Annotated in this window: 15 protein-coding genes; 4 read left to right on the top strand and 11 right to left on the bottom strand. The window is 51.9% G+C overall.

The window, feature by feature from the left end; genetic code table 11:
• Positions 1-66: 66 nt before the first annotated feature.
• Both ACT3TF_RS14955 and ACT3TF_RS14950 read left to right on the top strand, forming a co-directional pair.
• Positions 67-471: a PA2779 family protein gene (locus ACT3TF_RS14955; protein WP_441686036.1), complete on the top strand. Its 405-nt coding sequence runs from the start codon at positions 67-69 to the stop codon at positions 469-471.
• Positions 472-481: 10 nt separating this feature from the next.
• On the top strand, positions 482-1,411 hold the full coding sequence (locus ACT3TF_RS14950) for a PA2778 family cysteine peptidase (protein ID WP_441686034.1): 930 nt from the start codon (positions 482-484) through the stop codon (positions 1,409-1,411).
• 128 nt (positions 1,412-1,539) lie between these two features.
• On the opposite strand, the gene sthA is transcribed toward ACT3TF_RS14950, so the two are convergent.
• From sthA to ACT3TF_RS14905, 9 genes are all read right to left on the bottom strand, one after another.
• The gene (sthA, locus tag ACT3TF_RS14945; protein ID WP_096279626.1) at positions 1,540-2,931 is read right to left on the bottom strand and encodes a Si-specific NAD(P)(+) transhydrogenase; all 1,392 of its coding nucleotides are present in this window, start codon (positions 2,929-2,931) and stop codon (positions 1,540-1,542) included.
• A gap of 92 nt (positions 2,932-3,023) precedes the next feature.
• Complete coding sequence (gene nqrM, locus ACT3TF_RS14940; RefSeq protein ID WP_441673294.1) at positions 3,024-3,278, bottom strand: (Na+)-NQR maturation NqrM; 255 nt, start codon at positions 3,276-3,278, stop codon at positions 3,024-3,026.
• A 306-nt stretch (positions 3,279-3,584) separates the two neighbouring features.
• A complete protein-coding gene (gene nqrF / locus ACT3TF_RS14935; protein WP_096279622.1) occupies positions 3,585-4,817 on the bottom strand; it encodes an NADH:ubiquinone reductase (Na(+)-transporting) subunit F in 1,233 nt (410 codons plus the stop codon).
• 71 nt (positions 4,818-4,888) lie between these two features.
• On the bottom strand, positions 4,889-5,506 hold the full coding sequence (nqrE, locus tag ACT3TF_RS14930; RefSeq protein WP_096279620.1) for an NADH:ubiquinone reductase (Na(+)-transporting) subunit E: 618 nt from the start codon (positions 5,504-5,506) through the stop codon (positions 4,889-4,891).
• 1 nt (position 5,507) lies between these two features.
• A complete protein-coding gene (locus ACT3TF_RS14925; RefSeq protein WP_096279618.1) occupies positions 5,508-6,176 on the bottom strand; it encodes an NADH:ubiquinone reductase (Na(+)-transporting) subunit D in 669 nt (222 codons plus the stop codon).
• 2 nt (positions 6,177-6,178) lie between these two features.
• Positions 6,179-7,000, bottom strand: coding sequence for a Na(+)-translocating NADH-quinone reductase subunit C (locus ACT3TF_RS14920; RefSeq protein ID WP_096279616.1), 822 nt, complete (start codon positions 6,998-7,000; stop codon positions 6,179-6,181).
• Entirely contained in the window at positions 7,000-8,226 is a 1,227-nt protein-coding gene (locus ACT3TF_RS14915; RefSeq protein ID WP_096279614.1) for an NADH:ubiquinone reductase (Na(+)-transporting) subunit B, read from the bottom strand. The genes ACT3TF_RS14920 and ACT3TF_RS14915 overlap by 1 nt, the downstream gene beginning before the upstream one ends.
• Positions 8,226-9,605, bottom strand: a complete 1,380-nt coding sequence (locus ACT3TF_RS14910; protein ID WP_441686030.1) for a Na(+)-translocating NADH-quinone reductase subunit A — start codon at positions 9,603-9,605, stop codon at positions 8,226-8,228. The genes ACT3TF_RS14915 and ACT3TF_RS14910 overlap by 1 nt, the downstream gene beginning before the upstream one ends.
• A 312-nt stretch (positions 9,606-9,917) precedes the next feature.
• The gene (locus ACT3TF_RS14905; protein ID WP_096279610.1) at positions 9,918-11,372 is read right to left on the bottom strand and encodes a glyceraldehyde-3-phosphate dehydrogenase; all 1,455 of its coding nucleotides are present in this window, start codon (positions 11,370-11,372) and stop codon (positions 9,918-9,920) included.
• A 256-nt stretch (positions 11,373-11,628) separates the two neighbouring features.
• On the opposite strand from ACT3TF_RS14905, the gene mfd reads away from it, so the two are divergent.
• Together mfd and ACT3TF_RS14895 are read left to right on the top strand one after the other, a co-directional pair.
• Entirely contained in the window at positions 11,629-15,078 is a 3,450-nt protein-coding gene (gene mfd, locus ACT3TF_RS14900; RefSeq protein ID WP_444672443.1) for a transcription-repair coupling factor, read from the top strand.
• Positions 15,079-15,162: 84 nt separating this feature from the next.
• Positions 15,163-16,278: a L,D-transpeptidase family protein gene (locus tag ACT3TF_RS14895; RefSeq protein ID WP_096279606.1), complete on the top strand. Its 1,116-nt coding sequence runs from the start codon at positions 15,163-15,165 to the stop codon at positions 16,276-16,278.
• A 140-nt stretch (positions 16,279-16,418) separates the two neighbouring features.
• Here the strand turns inward: ACT3TF_RS14895 and ACT3TF_RS14890 are convergent, their stop codons facing one another.
• Positions 16,419-16,682: an Lpp/OprI family alanine-zipper lipoprotein gene (locus ACT3TF_RS14890; protein ID WP_096279604.1), complete on the bottom strand. Its 264-nt coding sequence runs from the start codon at positions 16,680-16,682 to the stop codon at positions 16,419-16,421.
• 214 nt (positions 16,683-16,896) lie between these two features.
• Positions 16,897-17,526 (bottom strand): L,D-transpeptidase family protein, encoded by a 630-nt coding sequence (locus tag ACT3TF_RS14885; RefSeq protein ID WP_096279601.1) that lies wholly within the window; start codon positions 17,524-17,526, stop codon positions 16,897-16,899.
• Positions 17,527-17,563 lie beyond the last annotated feature (37 nt).

The raw sequence follows: 17,563 nt of genomic DNA, 5'->3' as shown, positions 1-17,563 counted from the left end.
TCTATACTGTTGATTCAAGCGACAAAAAAGCTTGTACTCCCCCTGACTAGTCTAAGGAACAAGACGATGAAAACATTGCGTGCTTACCTCTCTACCCTGCTGATTGCAGCGCTCGTTATTACCAGCTTGCCCGTTGCTGCAGCACCTGTTACGCCTCACTCAATGGATCTAGTCTCTACCCAATCTGTTTTAGCAGGTGATCGTGCTGGCGCTGATCGCGAGCGTATCAATGAAGTGTTAGCCCGCGCAGACGTGCAGGATCAGCTACTAAAGCAGGGTGTTGACCTAGACGAAGTAGATGCGCGTGTTGCGGCGCTTAGCGATTCTGAAGCACAGCAGATGGCTGATCAGCTAGAACTAATGCCTGCTGGTGCGGGTGGCGGTGTTATCGGTGTACTGTTTGCGGTATTTATCATTCTGCTGATTACCGACATTCTCGGCCTGACAGACGTTTATCCGTTTACTCGTTGATAGGCAGCACATGACCAACACGTTTTTTTACGCCCGCTTTGCGGGCGTTTTTATGATCCTTCTGCTACTCAGCGCCTGTGCCCGTAATCCGGTATTGCTACAAAGCAGTTACAGCAACCTGCCGGCGCACGCCGAAATTGAAAGCGTGCCTTTTTACGCTCAAACGGAATTCCAATGTGGGCCTGCCACGCTGGCCATGGCGCTCAATTACCAAGACGTGGATGCAGAGGTTGATAAGCTCATTCCTCAGGTATTCTTACCCGGGCGGGATGGCAGCGTACAGCCCGAAATGCTGGCAACCGTTAGACGCTATGAGCAGTTGGCATATCCTATTCGTGGCACAATGGATGCGTTACTCGGCCACTTAGCGGCAGGCGATCCAGTAGTCGTAATGCAAAATTTATCTCTGCCGATTTACCCTATGTGGCACTACGCTATCGCGATTGGCTATGACCTCCCTAGCGAAACGCTTATTCTGCGCAGCGGCGAAATTGAACGTCATACCCTGTCCTTTAGCCGCTTTGACGCGACCTGGGCACGCACCCAGCGCTGGGGATTTGTGGTCGCAGAGCCAGGCTCCCTGCCTGCCGGCATTACCGCACGCAATGCGTTAGAAGCCATTAGTGCCTATGAAGAGACCCACGGGCCTCGGGCAGCACTTTCAAGCTGGCAAACGTTCGTAGAGCACCACCCTGCTAACGCAATAGGTCAGTTTGCGCTAGGCAACGCTCTTTACGCAAACCAGCAGCCCGACCAAGCGCTTCAGGCATTTGAGAAGGCAACCGACATTGACCCTGAGATGGGCGCGGCTTGGCTAAATAGCGGCCTATTACTTGTTCAACAAGGATCGACTGAATTAGCTAGAGACGCATTAACTCAGGCGGCTTCATTACCAGGTAGCTGGCAAAAAAAGGCCCAGCAGTTATTGGATAGTTACTGAGATTGGATAGTTACTGAGATTGGATAGTTACTGAGATTGGAGCGTTGCTAGAATTGAGTAGTTGCTAAGGCATATCCATCAGGCTGCCTTCTCAAAGGAAAAGGCAGCCTGACTGGCTAGACAAAAACTTAGAAAACGCGATTTAAGCCATTCTGAGCCGCCACTCGATAAGCTTCAGCCATCGTCGGATAGTTGAAGGTCGTGTTAACGAAGTACTTCAGGGTATTGGCTTCGCCCTTCTGCTGCATAATCGCCTGGCCGATATGCAAAATTTCAGAAGCCTGATCGCCAAAGCAGTGGATACCGAGTATTTCCAGGGTGTCTTGGTGGAAAAGGATTTTAAGCATGCCCACGATATCGCCCGTAATCTGTGCCCTGGCGGTATCTTTAAAGAAAGCCTTGCCGACTTCATAGGGCACTTTAGCTTCCGTCAATTCGCGCTCATTGGCCCCGAATGAGCTGATTTCAGGAATAGTATAAATGCCTGTCGGCACATCGCTGACAAACCGATATTCTTTATCGAGCAGCTCATTACACGAGTTCAAGCCTTGATCGTAAGCGGCGCTGGCAAGACTTGGCCAACCTATTACATCGCCCGCCGCATAGACATGCGAAACCTCGGTACGATAATGTTCATCAACACTTAGCTGCCCCCGGCCATTCGCACTCAGGCCAATGTTCTCCAGGCCCAAGCTGTCCGTATTACCGGTACGACCGTTCGCCCATAGGAAAGCATCAGCGCGCAGTTTTTTACCTGACTTTAAATGCACTACTACACCAGACTCATCACCTTCCACGCTGGCGTATTCTTCGTTATGGCGAATCAAGACACCGTGCTTACGCAGATGATAAGACAGGGCATCGCTTATCTCATCGTCCAAGAACGACAGCAGGCTGTCCCGGTTATTAATGAGATCAACTTTGACGCCTAAGCCTGAAAATATCGACGCGTATTCACAACCAATGACACCAGCCCCGAAAATCACTAGCGTACGCGGCGTGTGCGAGAGGCTTAAAATAGTATCAGAGCAATAAATGCGCGGATGGCGGAAGTTAATATCCGCCGGACGATAGGGGCGTGAACCAGTGGCAATAACTATTTTCTTAGCGACTAGTTCTTCCATGCCTTCTTGGCGATCACGTACCACTAAGGTGTGTTCGTCTTTAAAACGCGCAACGCCATGGAACAGGTCAATACGGTTACGCGCGTAAAACGTGGTGCGCATCTCTACCTGTTTGTCGATGGTTCCGCGTGAGCGCTCCATCACTTTAGGAAAAGAGAACCAGCGCGGCTCACCAATATCGCGAAACATTCGGTTTGTGTTGAACGCCATGATCTGTTTGACCTGATGGCGCAATGCTTTAGAAGGGATCGTCCCCCAGTGAGTACAATTCCCCCCCACCTGGGCTTGTTTCTCAACAATCGCTACGCGCTTGCCATGCTTTGCAGCATTGATGGCTGCGCTTTCCCCTGCAGGCCCCGTACCGATTACCACGACATCGTAATTATGAACCGCCATACTCTCTGCGTCTCCCTCTTCCCGTTATACTCGTCTCACGAAATAAGCGCTGCACGTTTTAAACATACGCTTTTCGCCTAGTACATGCCTGGCTATCGACGGGTCACATCGTAACCTAGATCAGCGCCGCGACTTTCGTCGCTGCGGCGGCGAATACTGCTTTGCTTGCGGTTCTCTTCTTCACAGACTTCGTCTTTACCGCCACAAATATCGCAGCCTTCTTTTAATCCAAGCTGATTCAAGCCGCCGCATGTGCCCGCTATGGGTTTACGGCCCATAAGCACACCCACTGCCATGGCGCACATGATCAGTGCCATAAAACCAAATGCCAGTAGCCAAATAGTCATATCAATCTCCCAACACTGCTTATTTTGATAGCGATGCCTTGCTTGCACCTAAACTGTCGCTTGCAAGTAGCCCTCTCTACAAGTAGCTCTCTCTACAGGTAATTGTCGACAGCTTACCTGCCAAGAAGTGCCTTACAAGCTTATTTTGTACACTCATTATACATCAGCGGATCAGAGGTGATAAGCGCCCGCCTATTGAGGGTAATCCATAAACAAACGGGGCCAGCCAAAAAGGCCAGCCCCGCTTATCACGTCTATATCTGCTACGGCCTATCGAGGCTGTCGACTTACAATCTTGATGATTGATTAGCCGCCAAAGTCATCCAGTAAGATGTTTTCTGGCTCGACACCCATATCAAGCAGCAGCTTAATAACAGAGGCATTCATCATCGGCGGTCCACACATGTAGTACTCGCAATCTTCAGGCGCGGGATGATCCTTTAGATAGTTTTCGTACAGCACGTTATGGATGAAGCCTGTAGGGCCTTCCCAGTTATCTTCGTCTTGTGGATCAGAAAGCGCCAAGTGCCACTCAAAGTTAGGGAACTCTTCGGCTAACTGATCGTACTCTTCGTTATAGAACGTTTCACGCCAAGAGCGCGCACCGTACCAGAAGGTGATCTTGCGATCCGACTTCAAACGCTTTAGCTGGTCAAAGATATGGCTGCGCATTGGCGCCATACCTGCACCACCACCGATAAAGATCATTTCAGCATCAGTATCGCGGGCGAAGAACTCACCAAATGGCCCCATGACTGTCACTTTGTCGCCTTCTTTTAAGTTGAAGACGAACGTAGACATCAAACCAGGCGCATGGCTAGTACCGGGAGGCGGCGTTGCAATACGAATATTGAACTTAAGGATACCCTTTTCATCAGGGTAGTTCGCCATCGAGTAAGCACGAATAACTTCCTCGTTGCTCTTGTGGGAAACTTTGAACATGTCAAATTTTTCCCAGTCACCGCGGTATTCTTCCTCAATATCAAAATTAGAAAACTTGATGTCGTAAGGCGGTGCGACTAGCTGCACATAGCCACCTGCACGGAAGGCAACTTCCTCACCTTCAGGCAGTTTCAAGTTCAGCTCTTTGATAAAGGTGGCAACGTTGGGGTTAGCAACAACCTCACATTCCCATTTTTTAACGCCAAAGACTTCTTCAGGCACTTCTACTTTCATGTCCTGCTTCACAGGTACCTGACAAGATAGACGCCAGCCGTCTTTCTTCTCACGCATAGTGAAGTGCGATTCTTCGGTTGGCAGGATGGAGCCACCGCCCTCTTCTACACGGCACTTGCACTGCGCACAGGAACCGCCGCCACCGCAAGCTGAAGAGAGGAAAATACCGTTAGCAGCAAGCGTGTTTAGCAGCTTACCACCGGCTTGCGTACTCAACGTATGCTCAGGGTCGCCATTGACTTCAATGGTCACGTCCCCGCTACTAACTAGCTTACTGCGCGCTGCCAGAATGATCGCCGTTAAGCTAATAACGATGACCGTGAACATGACAACACCGAGCAAGATGACTGTTGTATCAACCATGTCGGTTTCCTATTGCTGAAGGTTTTGTATAACCCGGCGACGCGAGCATCGCCGAGAAAAACCGGCTCCGATTAAAGCTGAATGCCAGAGAAAGACATAAAGCCTAACGACATCAGACCCACGGTGATGAAAGTGATGCCCAGTCCTTGCAGCCCACCCGGCACATCGCTGTACTTCAACTTTTCACGAATACCCGCCAGAGCGGCAATCGCCAGCGCCCAGCCCGTGCCTGCGCCAAAACCATAGACCACTGATTCGCCAAAGTTGTAGTTACGCTCAACCATGAACAGCACGCCACCTAAAATGGCGCAGTTAACGGTGATTAGCGGCAGGAATACACCTAACGCGTTGTAGAGCGAAGGCACGTACTTATCAAGGAACATCTCCATGATCTGTACTAGTGCAGCAATAACACCGATATAGGAAAGCAGCCCAAGGAACGAAAGATCAATATTTTCAGCACCGCTGATACCCGTCCACGTTAGTGCGCCTTCTTGCAGCAAGTAGGTGAACACCAAGTTGTTGATGGGTACCGTAACGGTCAATACAACGATAACGGCAATACCGAGACCAATCGCAGAGGAAACCTTTTTGGAAACAGCCAAGAAGGTACACATGCCCAAGAAGAAGGCCAGCGCCATGTTCTCAACAAACACCGAGGCAACAAAAAGACTCAGATAATGTTCCATATTACACGGCCTCCTTGGGCTGGGTGTTTTCCTTCATTTTGAACTCATTACTTTCTACTTGCTCTGGATTAACCGAACGCATAACCCAAATCAGCAGACCAATAATGAAGAACGCCGAAGGCGGTAACAGCAGCAAGCCGTTAGGAACGTACCAGCCACCGTCTTGAACCGTCTGGAGGACGGTGAAGCCAAAGATGCTTCCAGCGCCCAGCAGCTCACGTACAAAACCGACAATCAGTAGTACAAAGCCGTAGCCTAAGCCGTTACCGATACCGTCTAAGAACGACAGACCTGGCGAGTTAGACATCGCAAAGCCTTCTGCACGGCCCATAACGATACAGTTGGTAATGATCAGGCCTACAAACACAGAAAGCTGTTTGGACATCTCATAAGCGTAGGCTTTGAGAATCTGATCTACCACGATAACCAATGATGCAATAATGGTCATCTGCACAATGATACGAATCGATGACGGAATGTGATTCCTGATCAACGAAACGAACAAGTTTGAGAACGCAGTCACAAAGATAACCGCCAGCGCCATTACCAGCGACACGCTCATGCTTGTCGTTACTGCCAGTGCTGAACAAATCCCCAAAATCTGCAGTGCGATGGGGTTGTCTCTAAAAATCGGCGCCGTTAAAACGCCTTTTGCATTTACGTCCGCCATGATTAAGCCCCCTCAACGTCTTCGAAGTCAGTATCGGTGCCTTCGGCATCTTCCGGCTCAGTACCGCTGCGGAATTTCGCCAAATACGGCCCGAATGCTTCCTCGCTTAACCAGAACCGCAGCATGTTTGTCACGCCATTACTGGTTAGCGTAGCGCCAGATAACGCGTCCACTTCATAGTCGTCGCTCGCGCCGCCCTTAGTAAGGTGAATTGCCGGTGAGAGGTCGCCCTCTTCATCGTAAATTTTCTTACCTTCCCACTGGGCCTGCCAACGTGGGTTGTTTACTTCCCCACCTAGGCCTGGCGTTTCGCTGTGCTCGTAGTAGGTGATACTAACGATCGTGTTGCCATCACCCTCTACCGCTAAGAAGCCCCGCATCAGTCCCCAAAGCCCTTGGCCACGAATAGGTAGCACAATTTGCTCTGGATCGTTTTCGTCACCAATCAGGTATACCGTCGCGTAGTTTTCTACCCGCGAAAGGCCTGCAATATCCTGATCGCCTGACAGCGTGCGGCCGGTAGCGGGATCCCGCGCAGCCTCAAAGCTATCAAACGTATCAGGATCAAACTCATCAGTGTATTCGCCGCTATCCAAATCGATAACGCGGGCGGTGATTTGCTCGCTAAAGGCCTCCTCAACGTCCATACCGGGCTCATAGAGCTTGGCAACGTTGAGGATATTGGTTTTACGGTCAAGTTCCTGATTGAGCTGCTGAGCGGGGCGCAATGCAACCGCCGCCGTCGAGACGATGACCGAGCACACAATACACAGTGCAAAGGCCACAATCAGGACTTTCTTGATGGAGTTATTACCTTGTGCCATTAGGCAGTCTCCTCGGCCGGTACACCGGTACGCTTAACGCGGCGCTTGATATTGGCCTGGACGAAGAAATGGTCAATCAGCGGTGCAAACAGGTTCGCGAACAGAATCGCAAGCATGATGCCTTCTGGGAAGGCCGGGTTCACAACACGAATCAAGACAGTCATCACACCAATCAGCGCACCAAATATAAGGCGGCCCTGGTTAGTCATCGAGGCTGACACCGGGTCAGTCGCCATGAACACCATACCGAAGGCAAACCCACCAATAACCAGATGCCAGTACCAAGGCATGGCGAACATGGCGTTGGTATCGGAGCCTATCAGGTTAAAGAGTGTACTGGTGGCCACCATGCCCAGGAATACACCCAGCATGATTCGCCAGGAGGCAATACGTGTCCACAGCAGAACCGCCGCCCCCATAAAGATGGCCAGCGTGGAAACCTCACCCACAGAGCCTGGGATAAAGCCAAGGAAGGCATCCCACCAGCTAAAGGTATTGGTCAACGCCGTCATGCCGTCCTGGAATGCTAAGGAAAGCGCAGTGGCTCCCGTATAGCCATCGGCTGCGACCCATACAGAGTCACCCGAGATTTGCGCCGGATAAGCGAAGTATAGGAATGCACGCGCCGTTAGTGCGGGGTTCAAGAAGTTCTTGCCCGTACCACCGAAGATTTCCTTGCCAATGACCACACCAAAGGTGATGCCTAAAGCAACTTGCCAAAGCGGGATAGTGGCGGGAAGAATCAGCGCAAACAGCACCGACGTCACGAAGAAACCTTCGTTCACCTCGTGGCCACGCTTAATCGCGAACAACACTTCCCAGAAACCGCCCACTGCAAACGTTACCAAATAGATAGGTAAGAAGTAGGTAGCACCAAGAACAAAGTTAGCCCATAAGCTGCTGGAATCATGACCCGACGCCAAGGTCATCATGATCGCTTCGCGCCAGCCACCCATTGACGCGTAACCCGCATCAATGGCGACGTTAGCTTGCCAGCCGGCATTCCACATACCAAATAGCATGGCAGGGAAAGTGCACAGCCAAACGGTGATCATCATACGCTTAAGATCAATACCATCGCGCACGTGGGCCGTCGTTTTAGCAACGCTAGGCGGTGAGTAGAAAATAGTATCTACCGCTTCAAATAACGGATAGAACTTTTCGTATTTTCCGCCCTTGTGGAAATGCGGCTCGATATTTTGGAGTGTCTGTTGAATACCCATCATCACGCCTCTTTCTCGATCATGGAGAGATTGTCACGCAGGATAGGGCCGTATTCGTATTTGCCAGGGCAAACGTACGTGCACAGCGCCAGATCCTCTTCGTCCAGCTCAAGACACCCAAGCTGCATGGCAGCTTCAATGTCACCCACGATCAGCGAACGCAAAAGTTGAGTAGGCATAATGTCTAGTGGCATCACTTTCTCGTAGACACCGATGGGCACCATCGCACGCTCAGAACCATTCGTTGACGTCGTCGGTGCATAGTTGCTCAGCCCTTTAATTTTGGAGATATAAATTCCCAAAACCGAGTGGCGATTAACACCGGGAGACATCCAACCCATGAATGTGCGCTTATTGCCTTCTTCTAGCAAGCTCACTTGGTTGCCAAAGCGGCCTAGATAGGTCAACTTGCCTTCTGCAGCAAAACCAGAAAAAACAGAGCCAGAAATGACGCGAGTGTCATCAGGCTTGATAACGTCGCCGTCCAGCAGCTCATCCGTATTAGCACCTAGGCGTGTACGAATAAGACGTGGATTCTCGGCACGCGGACCACCGATGGCAATAACACGGCTCACATCCAGCTTACCTTCTACAAACAGCTTGCCGAACGCAATCACGTCCTGATAGCCGATGTGCCACACTTTTTTATGCAGTGCGACCGGGGAAAGGTAATGAATGTGGGTCCCGACCAAGCCGGCAGGATGAGGTCCCCCAAAGCTTTCAATCTTCACACCGTCAATATCGCCGCCCGGAATAGAGGCATTTTCGCCTGTACCCTTTTCACCTGTACCCTTTTCACCTGTACATAGGAAAACGTTGCCCTCGGTAAGGCGCGCTAACACCTTGAGGCCGTCTTCAAATGCCTGCGGCTGCTCATTTATGATCAGCGCAGGGTCAGGGCTCAGCGGATGGGTATCCACGGCAGTCACAAAAATATCGACCGGCGTGCTGTCGATAGCTGGCGTACGCGAGAATGGACGCGTGCGTAGCGCTGTCCACAGCCCAGATTCCACCAGCTGATCAACTACGATCTGACGATCAAGCTGTGCGATGGCATTACGATCATGAGCTGCGAACTCAATCGCCTCCTCAGTCTCGTCAACTTTAATCACAACAGATAGCAAACGACGTTTTTCGCCACGGTTTATTGCAAGCACTTCACCGGCAGCAGGCGCTGTATAGCGCACGCCATCAATCTTCTTATCGGTGAAGAGCAATTGGCCTAGTTTGACCTTATCCCCTTCCTGAACTTCCATTGTTGGCTTCATGCCAACGTAGTCAGTACCCAGGATTGCCACGTGGCGCACAGGCCGCGCATCTTCAATACGCTGCTCGGGCGCTCCCGTGATGGGGAGATCCAGGCCTTTTTTGACTTCGATCATAGTCTCGCCCAGTTGTTGGATCGGATATACGAAGGTATGGGGTTCGAATGCTTCTTTTCTGCTCAGTGAATTCTTGTTTTCTGCTCAGATTGTTACCAGTCAGGCCCAAGCAGCACTTGAACCACCCCGAAAAATCCCTCTTATTATAAAGACAAGCGCGTCCAATGACCACATCCCTTATGACCTTCAAAAGTGCTATATACATACACAAGAAGGTGAATTGGGACCAAAAAAAGGCGCCACCCAAAGGTAGCGCCCGATAGTCCTGCTCGCATGAACGTCCAACGCACGGACTTTCCTACGACTAATTACTTAGCGTGGTAACTTTAAGAACTGCACATTAGACATCTGCTGCAAAATACGCACTACCTGACAGCTGTAGCCAAACTCATTGTCGTACCACACATAAACGACAGCATGATGACCGCTAGCAATCGTCGCCTTAGCATCAACAATGCCCGCATGGCGGTTGCCAACGAAATCAGATGACACCACTTCGGCGGAATCAACGAAGTCAATCTGCTTCTGATAAGCGGACTCAATTGACATCCGACGCAAGTAATCATTTAGCTCAACGGCATTGACTTCTTTATCCAGCGTCAGGTTTAGAATAGCCATGGAAACATTGGGGATGGGCACGCGAATGGCGTTGCCTGTCAGCCGGCCTTCTAACTCAGGCAATGCCTTCGCGGCAGCTTTAGCGGCTCCCGTTTCAGTCAATACCATGTTGAGCGCCGCGCTACGGCCACGACGATCGCCTTTATGGTAGTTATCGATCAGGTTCTGATCGTTAGTGTAGGCATGGACGGTTTCAACATGGCCATTCACAACGCCGTATTCGTCGTTGAGCACCTTCAATACCGGCACAATCGCATTGGTCGTGCATGACGCAGCAGAGACAATAAGATCGCTGTCACCAATCGACGCATGGTTAATACCATAAACAATATTCTTAATGTCGCCTTTGCCCGGTGCGGTTAGCAGAGCTTTAGCGGCACCTTTACATTTCAAATGCTGACCCAGGCCGTCTTCATCGCGCCAGATACCGGTATTATCAACAATCACAGCGTTGTCGATGTCGTACTCGGTGTAATCAATCTCACTAGGAGAATCGGCGTAAATAACCTGGATAACATTGCCATTAACCGTCAACGTGCGCGCCTGCGCATCGACGATAATCGTACCATCGAAAGGGCCATGAACAGAATCACGGCGCAGCAGGCTGGCGCGTTTTTCAAGATCTTTCGCCACGTCGCCACGGCCGCGCACCACGATGGCACGTAGGCGCAGAAGGTTACCGCCTCCGGCTTTCTCAACCATCACTCGCGCTAGCAAGCGGCCAATACGACCAAACCCGTAAAGCACTACATCTTGAGGCTCGCCCGTGCTTGCGCCCGACTGATAACCATCAATTATTTCGTGAAGCTCTTTACGTAGGAAAGCCTCAACGTCACCGCCACCTTGGCGCTTAAACATCACCGCCAGCTTACCGACATCTACATGCGCAGGCCCAAGGTTAAGCGCAATCATGCCTTTTAGGATTGGGTACGTATCGTCGACAAACAGCTCTGTCCCTTCCAGCTTGCGCACGAAGCGATGGTCTTTAAGAATGCGAATGACCGACCGCTTAATCAACGAACGTCCGAACATGGTGGCAACAACGTTATTTTGACGATAGAGCTGACCCACCATAGGGATCATCTGTTCCGCCAAAGCCTCGTTACCCTGCCATTCTTGAAAAACGTTTTCGAGAGCTTGCTGACTCACGTGCGGCCTCATTAATGTAGTGAAAAAGTGTAAAAACAATAAGTAAAAAACAATTTCCGTGCTGCATTATCCTAGCCAAGCGCCGCTGTCGCAATCAAAGGATGGTCGCACAGCGTGTAGGCGTATTACAGAATCGTCGATTTGACTACAAGCTTGGCCAATGATTAGTAACTATCGATAAGCGACAGCGCTCTAACTGAAACGGGCGATCGTGTATGATCTGCTTTCCGTTTCAGCGCAAAACGATATCTTGATTATGCCGACTTTTTCTCTGCTCGAACCGCCCCAGCCCGAAGGGACTCGCGATACGCTCTACTGGACATCGCCGCCGGGCAGTGCGACTGCACTGGCACTCTCCCGCGTTGCAACCCACGCGCCTCTATTGGTCATCACGCCCAATACGGCCAGCGCGCAGCGCCTTGAGCAAGACCTGTATTTCTACAGCGACGTACCGGTGCTGCCCTTCCCCGACTGGGAAACGCTGCCCTACGACAGCTTTTCACCCCATCAAGACATTGTCTCGGCACGACTACGCACGCTTCGTCAGCTGCAAGATGGCGTGCGCGGCATTGTGCTGGTGCCAATCAATACGCTGATGCAGCGTCTGCCCCCGGTTGAATATATTGCCGGGCGAGTGATGACCTTAAAAACCGGCGAGCGGCTGGATCGTGAGACCTTTCGCGAATCATTATCGCGAGCGGGCTACCGTGCCGTAGAAACGGTTTACGAACCCGGCGAATATGCCATGCGCGGCGCGCTGATTGATCTGTTTGCCATGGGTATGGATGAACCAATCCGTATCGACTTGTTTGATGATGAAATCGATACGCTGCGCCACTTTGACCCAGGCAGCCAGCGCTCTACGGATAAACTTGAGTCACTCGAGCTATTACCCGCTCATGAGTACTCACTCAGCCGTAGTGCCATTGCCTGTTTCCGCGAAAAATTTGAAACACTGTTTGACGTCGACCCGCGCCAGTGCCCGCTGTATAACGATGCATTAAAAGGCATTCCATCACCGGGCCTTGAGCACTACCTACCGCTATTTTTTGAGCATACCGCCTCTTTATTCGATCACCTGACGAATGACACGCGAGTAGCTTTACTGCCCGGCGTTTTCCAAGCAGCCGAGCAGCATTGGCAGGCAATAGACGCCCGCTTTGTCAACTTAGGCGTGGACAATACGCGCCCGCTTCTGCCTCCGCATCGGGCATTTTTTCCCGTCAGTGACGTATTTTCGGCCATCAAATCGTATCCGCGCATTGAGCTGACCGAAGACAGCCAGCAACGCCATGCGCAGCTGCCTGACGCCACATCGCTTCCTACGCTGCCGATCAACTCGCGAGCGAAAAAGCCGTTAAGCGATCTGTCCACGTTTTTAACCTCACACTCTAAAACACGCACGCTTTTTGTGGCGGAATCCCGCGGCCGGCGCGAGGCATTAGAAGAGATACTGGCACCGCTGAAGCTATCGCTGCCCCACACTGAGAGTTTCCATGCGTTTCTGGCTGGCAGCCAACAGTATGCGATTACCGAAGGGCTAGTCGACAGTGGCCTGTGGCTTAACAACCCCAGTTTGGCGGTGATCAGCGAAACCGAGTTATTTGGCGAAGTCGTACGTCAAAGTCGCCGTCGTGAAAAAGCCACCGATGACAATGAGCTAGCGGTACGTCATCTATCAGAGCTGCGTGAGGGCGCGCCGGTTGTTCACCAAGCCCATGGCGTGGGCCGCTACTTAGGCCTTGAGACATTAGAGGCAGGCGGGCAGGCAAATGAGTTTCTTGCGCTCTCCTATGCAGATGGCGCCAAGCTGTATGTGCCCGTCGATAGCCTACATATGATCTCCCGCTATAGCGGCGCCGACGACGAACTAGCGCCTCTGCATAAGCTGGGCTCAGATCAATGGGAAAAAGCGCGTCGCAAAGCCGCCGAGAAAATTCGTGATACCGCAGCCGAACTGCTGGACGTTTATGCACGCAGGGAAGCTCAGCAGGGCGTGGTCTACGAAGCCCCCGGGGAGGATTACCTACGTTTCTCAGCCAACTTCCCGTTTGAGGAGACGCCCGACCAGCATGCGGCCATTGAGGCGGTGATCAGCGACATGACGTCGCCACAGCCGATGGACCGCGTGGTGTGCGGCGACGTAGGCTTCGGCAAAACAGAAGTCGCCATGCGCGCGGCGTTTCTAGCCGTGCAGTCCGGCCGGCAAGTGGTCGTCCTGGTGCCGACCACTCTGCTCGCACGCCAACATTTTGAGAACTTCCGCGATCGCTTTGCCGATACTGCCGTCAATATTGGCCTGATTTCCCGCTTCACCAGTGCCAAAGAAGTCTCTCAGACGCTGGAAAGCATTAAAAACGGTCAAACCGATATTGTGATCGGCACTCACAAGCTGCTCTCGAAAAGTGTTGAGCTACCTAAAATGGGCCTGCTCATTATCGACGAGGAGCATCGCTTTGGGGTTGCCCAAAAAGAGAAGCTAAAAACGTTACGCGCTGAGATCGACATATTAACCCTGACCGCCACGCCTATTCCGCGTACGCTGAACATGGCCATGAGCGGCATCCGCGACCTATCGATCATCGCCACGCCGCCGGCCCGCCGTCTTTCGGTCAAAACCTTCGTGCAGCAGCATGACGACAGCGTGATAAAAGAAGCCCTGCTGCGTGAAATATTGCGTGGTGGCCAGGTCTATGTGCTGCATAACGAAGTTAAAACGATCGAAAACACCGCCGAAAAGATCCGCGAACTGATACCCGAAGCACGCGTTGGCGTTGCCCACGGCCAGCTACCTGAGCGCAGCCTGGAGCGCATCATGTCGGACTTCTACCATCGCCGATTTAACGTATTGGTCTGCTCCACCATTATTGAGACAGGCATTGATGTGCCTAGCGCAAACACCATCATCATTGAGCGTGCTGACAAATTTGGCCTGGCCCAACTACACCAACTGCGGGGACGAGTTGGCCGCAGCCACCATCAAGCCTATGCCTATCTTTTGACCCCTACACCAAAAGCCATGACGCGCGATGCGATAAAACGTCTTGAGGCCATCAGCGCTTCGGATGATTTAGGGGCGGGTTTTACGCTGGCTAGCCACGACATGGAAATTCGCGGAGCAGGTGAACTGCTAGGCGATGAGCAGAGCGGCCAAATGGAAACCATTGGCTACACGCTTTATATGGAAATGCTTGATCGAGCCGTGAAGGCGATTCGTGCCGGCAAAACCCCCAATATCGATGTTCCCTTCAATACCGGTGTCGAAATTAGCCTTAATCTGCCTGCCCTCATTCCCAGCGACTACATTCACGATGTGCAGCAGCGGCTAGTGATGTATAAGCGGATTGCCAATACGCAGAGCGATGGCGAGCTTAAAGAACTGCAGGTTGAGCTTATTGACCGCTTTGGCTTGCTGCCCGCGCCATTGAAAAACCTCATTCGGCAAACCAAGCTGCGCCATCGCGCTGAGCAGCTAGGCATCAGCCGAATAGAAGCCGGCGAAAGCCGTGGTCGAGTGCTATTTGAGAGCAGCACTCAGGTCGACCCCATGACGCTGGTGACACTTATTCAACGCTCACCAAAACACTACCGCCTGGATGGCGCAGACACCTTAAGATTTGAATTACCTATGGAAAGTGTTGATAAGCGTTTTCAGCAGCTAGAAAACTTACTCAGCACGCTTAATCAAAAAGTAGCGGCGGCGTGAACCTTGGGGCAAACTTGTCAATAGCTATGCCCTACTGGTCACCAAAACGCGCATCAGCAGTAAATTAACATATTAGGAACGACTATGAACATTCGACATACTTTCAATCTCTGGGGCCCCACCAGCTTGGCTGTGCTGTTTGCAGCTAGCCTGGCTACCCCTGCTTTTGCGCAATCCGCTGACGAGCAGGTAGACAGCCAACAAGCGCAAGAAATCAACCTCGATGCCGTTGACAGCGCATCACAAGTTGCTAGCCGAGACGAGCTGCCCCGCGGCCACTTCCGCCTACCTGAAACCGGCGACATCGTCGGGGAACGCTATACGGTCGTCGTCGAAGACTCTAGCCAGACACTCCTTGATATTGCTCGACGTCACAATATTGGCTATGAAGAAATTCGTATGGCCAATCCTGGCGTAAGCCTATGGGTTCCTGGCGCAGGTACCGAGGTCGTTATTCCGGCTCAGTATATTTTGCCCCCAGCACCTCGTGAAGGCGTCGTAGTCAACCTATCTGAGTTGCGTCTTTACTATTACCCGGCCAACAATCCGGGCATCGTTGAAACCTACCCGATTAGCGTAGGTCGGGAAGAGTTTGCAACCCCGGTTGGTATCACTCGCACAACCGTTAAGGTAAAAGATCCTGCATGGGCACCGCCAGCTTCGATGCGCCGCGAAGCGGCTGAACGTGGCGATCCTGCGCCTTCAATTGTGCCCTCAGGCCCTGACAACCCGCTTGGCGAGCACGCCATCCTTCTGGCGATGCCTAGCTACTTAATTCATGGCACCAATAAGCCAGACGGCGTAGGCATGCGTGCTAGCCGTGGCTGTATTCGCATGTACCCTGAAGATATCGCCTCGCTGTATGAGCGCCTGCCTAGCGGCACTCAGGTCAACCTGATGGATGCACCCTTTAAAGCAGGCTGGGGAGCCGACGGCACACTGTTCGTGCAGTCCTTCCCTCAACTTGAAGAAAACGTGGGTGATTTCGAACCGATACGCAACGCAATTGATCGCGTTACGGCGCTAACTGAAGATCAAGTAGAGATCGACCCAGAGCAGATAGAGCGTGCCGTTGACGCACCAGACGGCCAATTTATTGCCCTCTTTGGCCCCGGAGCACCTGAAATAAAACCCGAGCCTGTCGAACTTATCGACGAAATTGAGCTCACAGCAGCACCTAGCAGCGAAGAAAAAGCTTGATGAGCTGATAGCGCAGCAACAAAAAACCCCGCCGAGGCGGGGTTTTTTTGTGTAGCTGTGTGCAAAGCTTCTTGCATTACAATCTACACATACAGCAACCGCTGAAAGAGTCTATTGACTCCCCAACAGTCCAGGCAGAATTACTTCTGCATGGAACGCTGGAACATACGGTTCATTTCTTCACGGTTCTGCTCAGACATCTGCAGAGCAGCCTGCGCATCGCGCTGGGCTTGGTTTGCAGTGTTCATAGCCTGTGAAGCCATGCTGCGTGCTTCTGCAGCGTCAGCTTGTGCAGACTCAGCAGTCATGCGAACTTCTTCCAGAGCGCTGGTAGAAGCACAACCAGCTAGGATTGCCAGAGAAGCGGCAGCAGCAGTCATTTTCAGAGTATTTTTCAGAGTCATAATGTTCTCCTTGAGTCGTCCTTGGGTACTACGTTAAGGGTATGACAAAGGTAAGGCTAAGCTCTTAGCTTAAATTTGTCTACCTGCGGTGCAGGTTCTTTTCAATGACTTGTGCTGTTAAGCACACAAGTCAAACGCTGTTTTATAATAGTCCACAGCGCTTGTCTATAGCCACTTATTTAAAAACCTCGAACTTCCTTACAACGGCGCTAGCTTAACGGATCACTACACGGGTGCCAACACCCACTAGCTCTGCGAGGCGATCAATTTGCTCGTTGGTAACGGCAACACACCCCTGAGTCCAGTTATAGCGCCCATGAATATCGGGATCCGCGCCACCCAACCCATGAATACCAATAGCGCCGCCAAGCGCCGTATTTTGGGATGGGTGACCGTAACGGCGGTAGTATTCGAAGTAGTCTTCATAATCCGTTTGGGAGTAAACCCCACTTTCCAATGCCATGCGTGCATGGGCCGGCGTTGGATAGTCAATGGCCATAAAAGTGCGCCACTGGCTTTCGTAATTAAAACGATTGATACGAAACTCGCCCAAAGGGGTCACACTATCGCCACGTACGCGCTGCGTTTTTGCCCCCGCCCGCCCTAACGATATCGGCGCAAAGCGCTCTAGTAAGGCATTGCCACGAAACACGCTTAGCGTAGACTCTTGATCATCTATCAACACCCATAGTTCGTTGCTGTGCCTAGGTACATGAGCACGCGTGAGCATCGCCTCAACGAGATCCGGGACGCCTGATGGACTAGGCGAATTCACAGCAGCGCTCGCAACGGCGGGAAAGCTCAGCGCCATAGCGAGAAAACGACGGCGATTGACAGGCATCATGGTAGCTCTCGAAACACGTTAGCCTGTGGTTGACCCA

Source organism: Halomonas sp. AOP25-F1-15 (assembly GCF_052378675.1).
GTDB classification, from domain to species: domain Bacteria; phylum Pseudomonadota; class Gammaproteobacteria; order Pseudomonadales; family Halomonadaceae; genus Vreelandella; species Vreelandella casei.
This window is presented reverse-complemented; position numbering and strand designations above follow the sequence as displayed.

Coding starts and splice junctions, on each gene's coding strand:
- ACT3TF_RS14920 (WP_096279616.1), bottom strand. CDS start 7,000: ATGGCACAAGGTAATAACTCCATCAAGAAAGTCCTGATTGTGGCCTTT.
- nqrE (WP_096279620.1), bottom strand. CDS start 5,506: ATGGAACATTATCTGAGTCTTTTTGTTGCCTCGGTGTTTGTTGAGAAC.
- nqrF (WP_096279622.1), bottom strand. CDS start 4,817: ATGGTTGATACAACAGTCATCTTGCTCGGTGTTGTCATGTTCACGGTC.
- ACT3TF_RS14955 (WP_441686036.1), top strand. CDS start 67: ATGAAAACATTGCGTGCTTACCTCTCTACCCTGCTGATTGCAGCGCTC.
- ACT3TF_RS14910 (WP_441686030.1), bottom strand. CDS start 9,605: ATGATCGAAGTCAAAAAAGGCCTGGATCTCCCCATCACGGGAGCGCCC.
- ACT3TF_RS14885 (WP_096279601.1), bottom strand. CDS start 17,526: ATGATGCCTGTCAATCGCCGTCGTTTTCTCGCTATGGCGCTGAGCTTT.
- ACT3TF_RS14890 (WP_096279604.1), bottom strand. CDS start 16,682: ATGACTCTGAAAAATACTCTGAAAATGACTGCTGCTGCCGCTTCTCTG.
- ACT3TF_RS14925 (WP_096279618.1), bottom strand. CDS start 6,176: ATGGCGGACGTAAATGCAAAAGGCGTTTTAACGGCGCCGATTTTTAGA.
- nqrM (WP_441673294.1), bottom strand. CDS start 3,278: ATGACTATTTGGCTACTGGCATTTGGTTTTATGGCACTGATCATGTGC.
- ACT3TF_RS14915 (WP_096279614.1), bottom strand. CDS start 8,226: ATGATGGGTATTCAACAGACACTCCAAAATATCGAGCCGCATTTCCAC.
- sthA (WP_096279626.1), bottom strand. CDS start 2,931: ATGGCGGTTCATAATTACGATGTCGTGGTAATCGGTACGGGGCCTGCA.
- ACT3TF_RS14950 (WP_441686034.1), top strand. CDS start 482: ATGACCAACACGTTTTTTTACGCCCGCTTTGCGGGCGTTTTTATGATC.
- ACT3TF_RS14895 (WP_096279606.1), top strand. CDS start 15,163: ATGAACATTCGACATACTTTCAATCTCTGGGGCCCCACCAGCTTGGCT.
- mfd (WP_444672443.1), top strand. CDS start 11,629: ATGCCGACTTTTTCTCTGCTCGAACCGCCCCAGCCCGAAGGGACTCGC.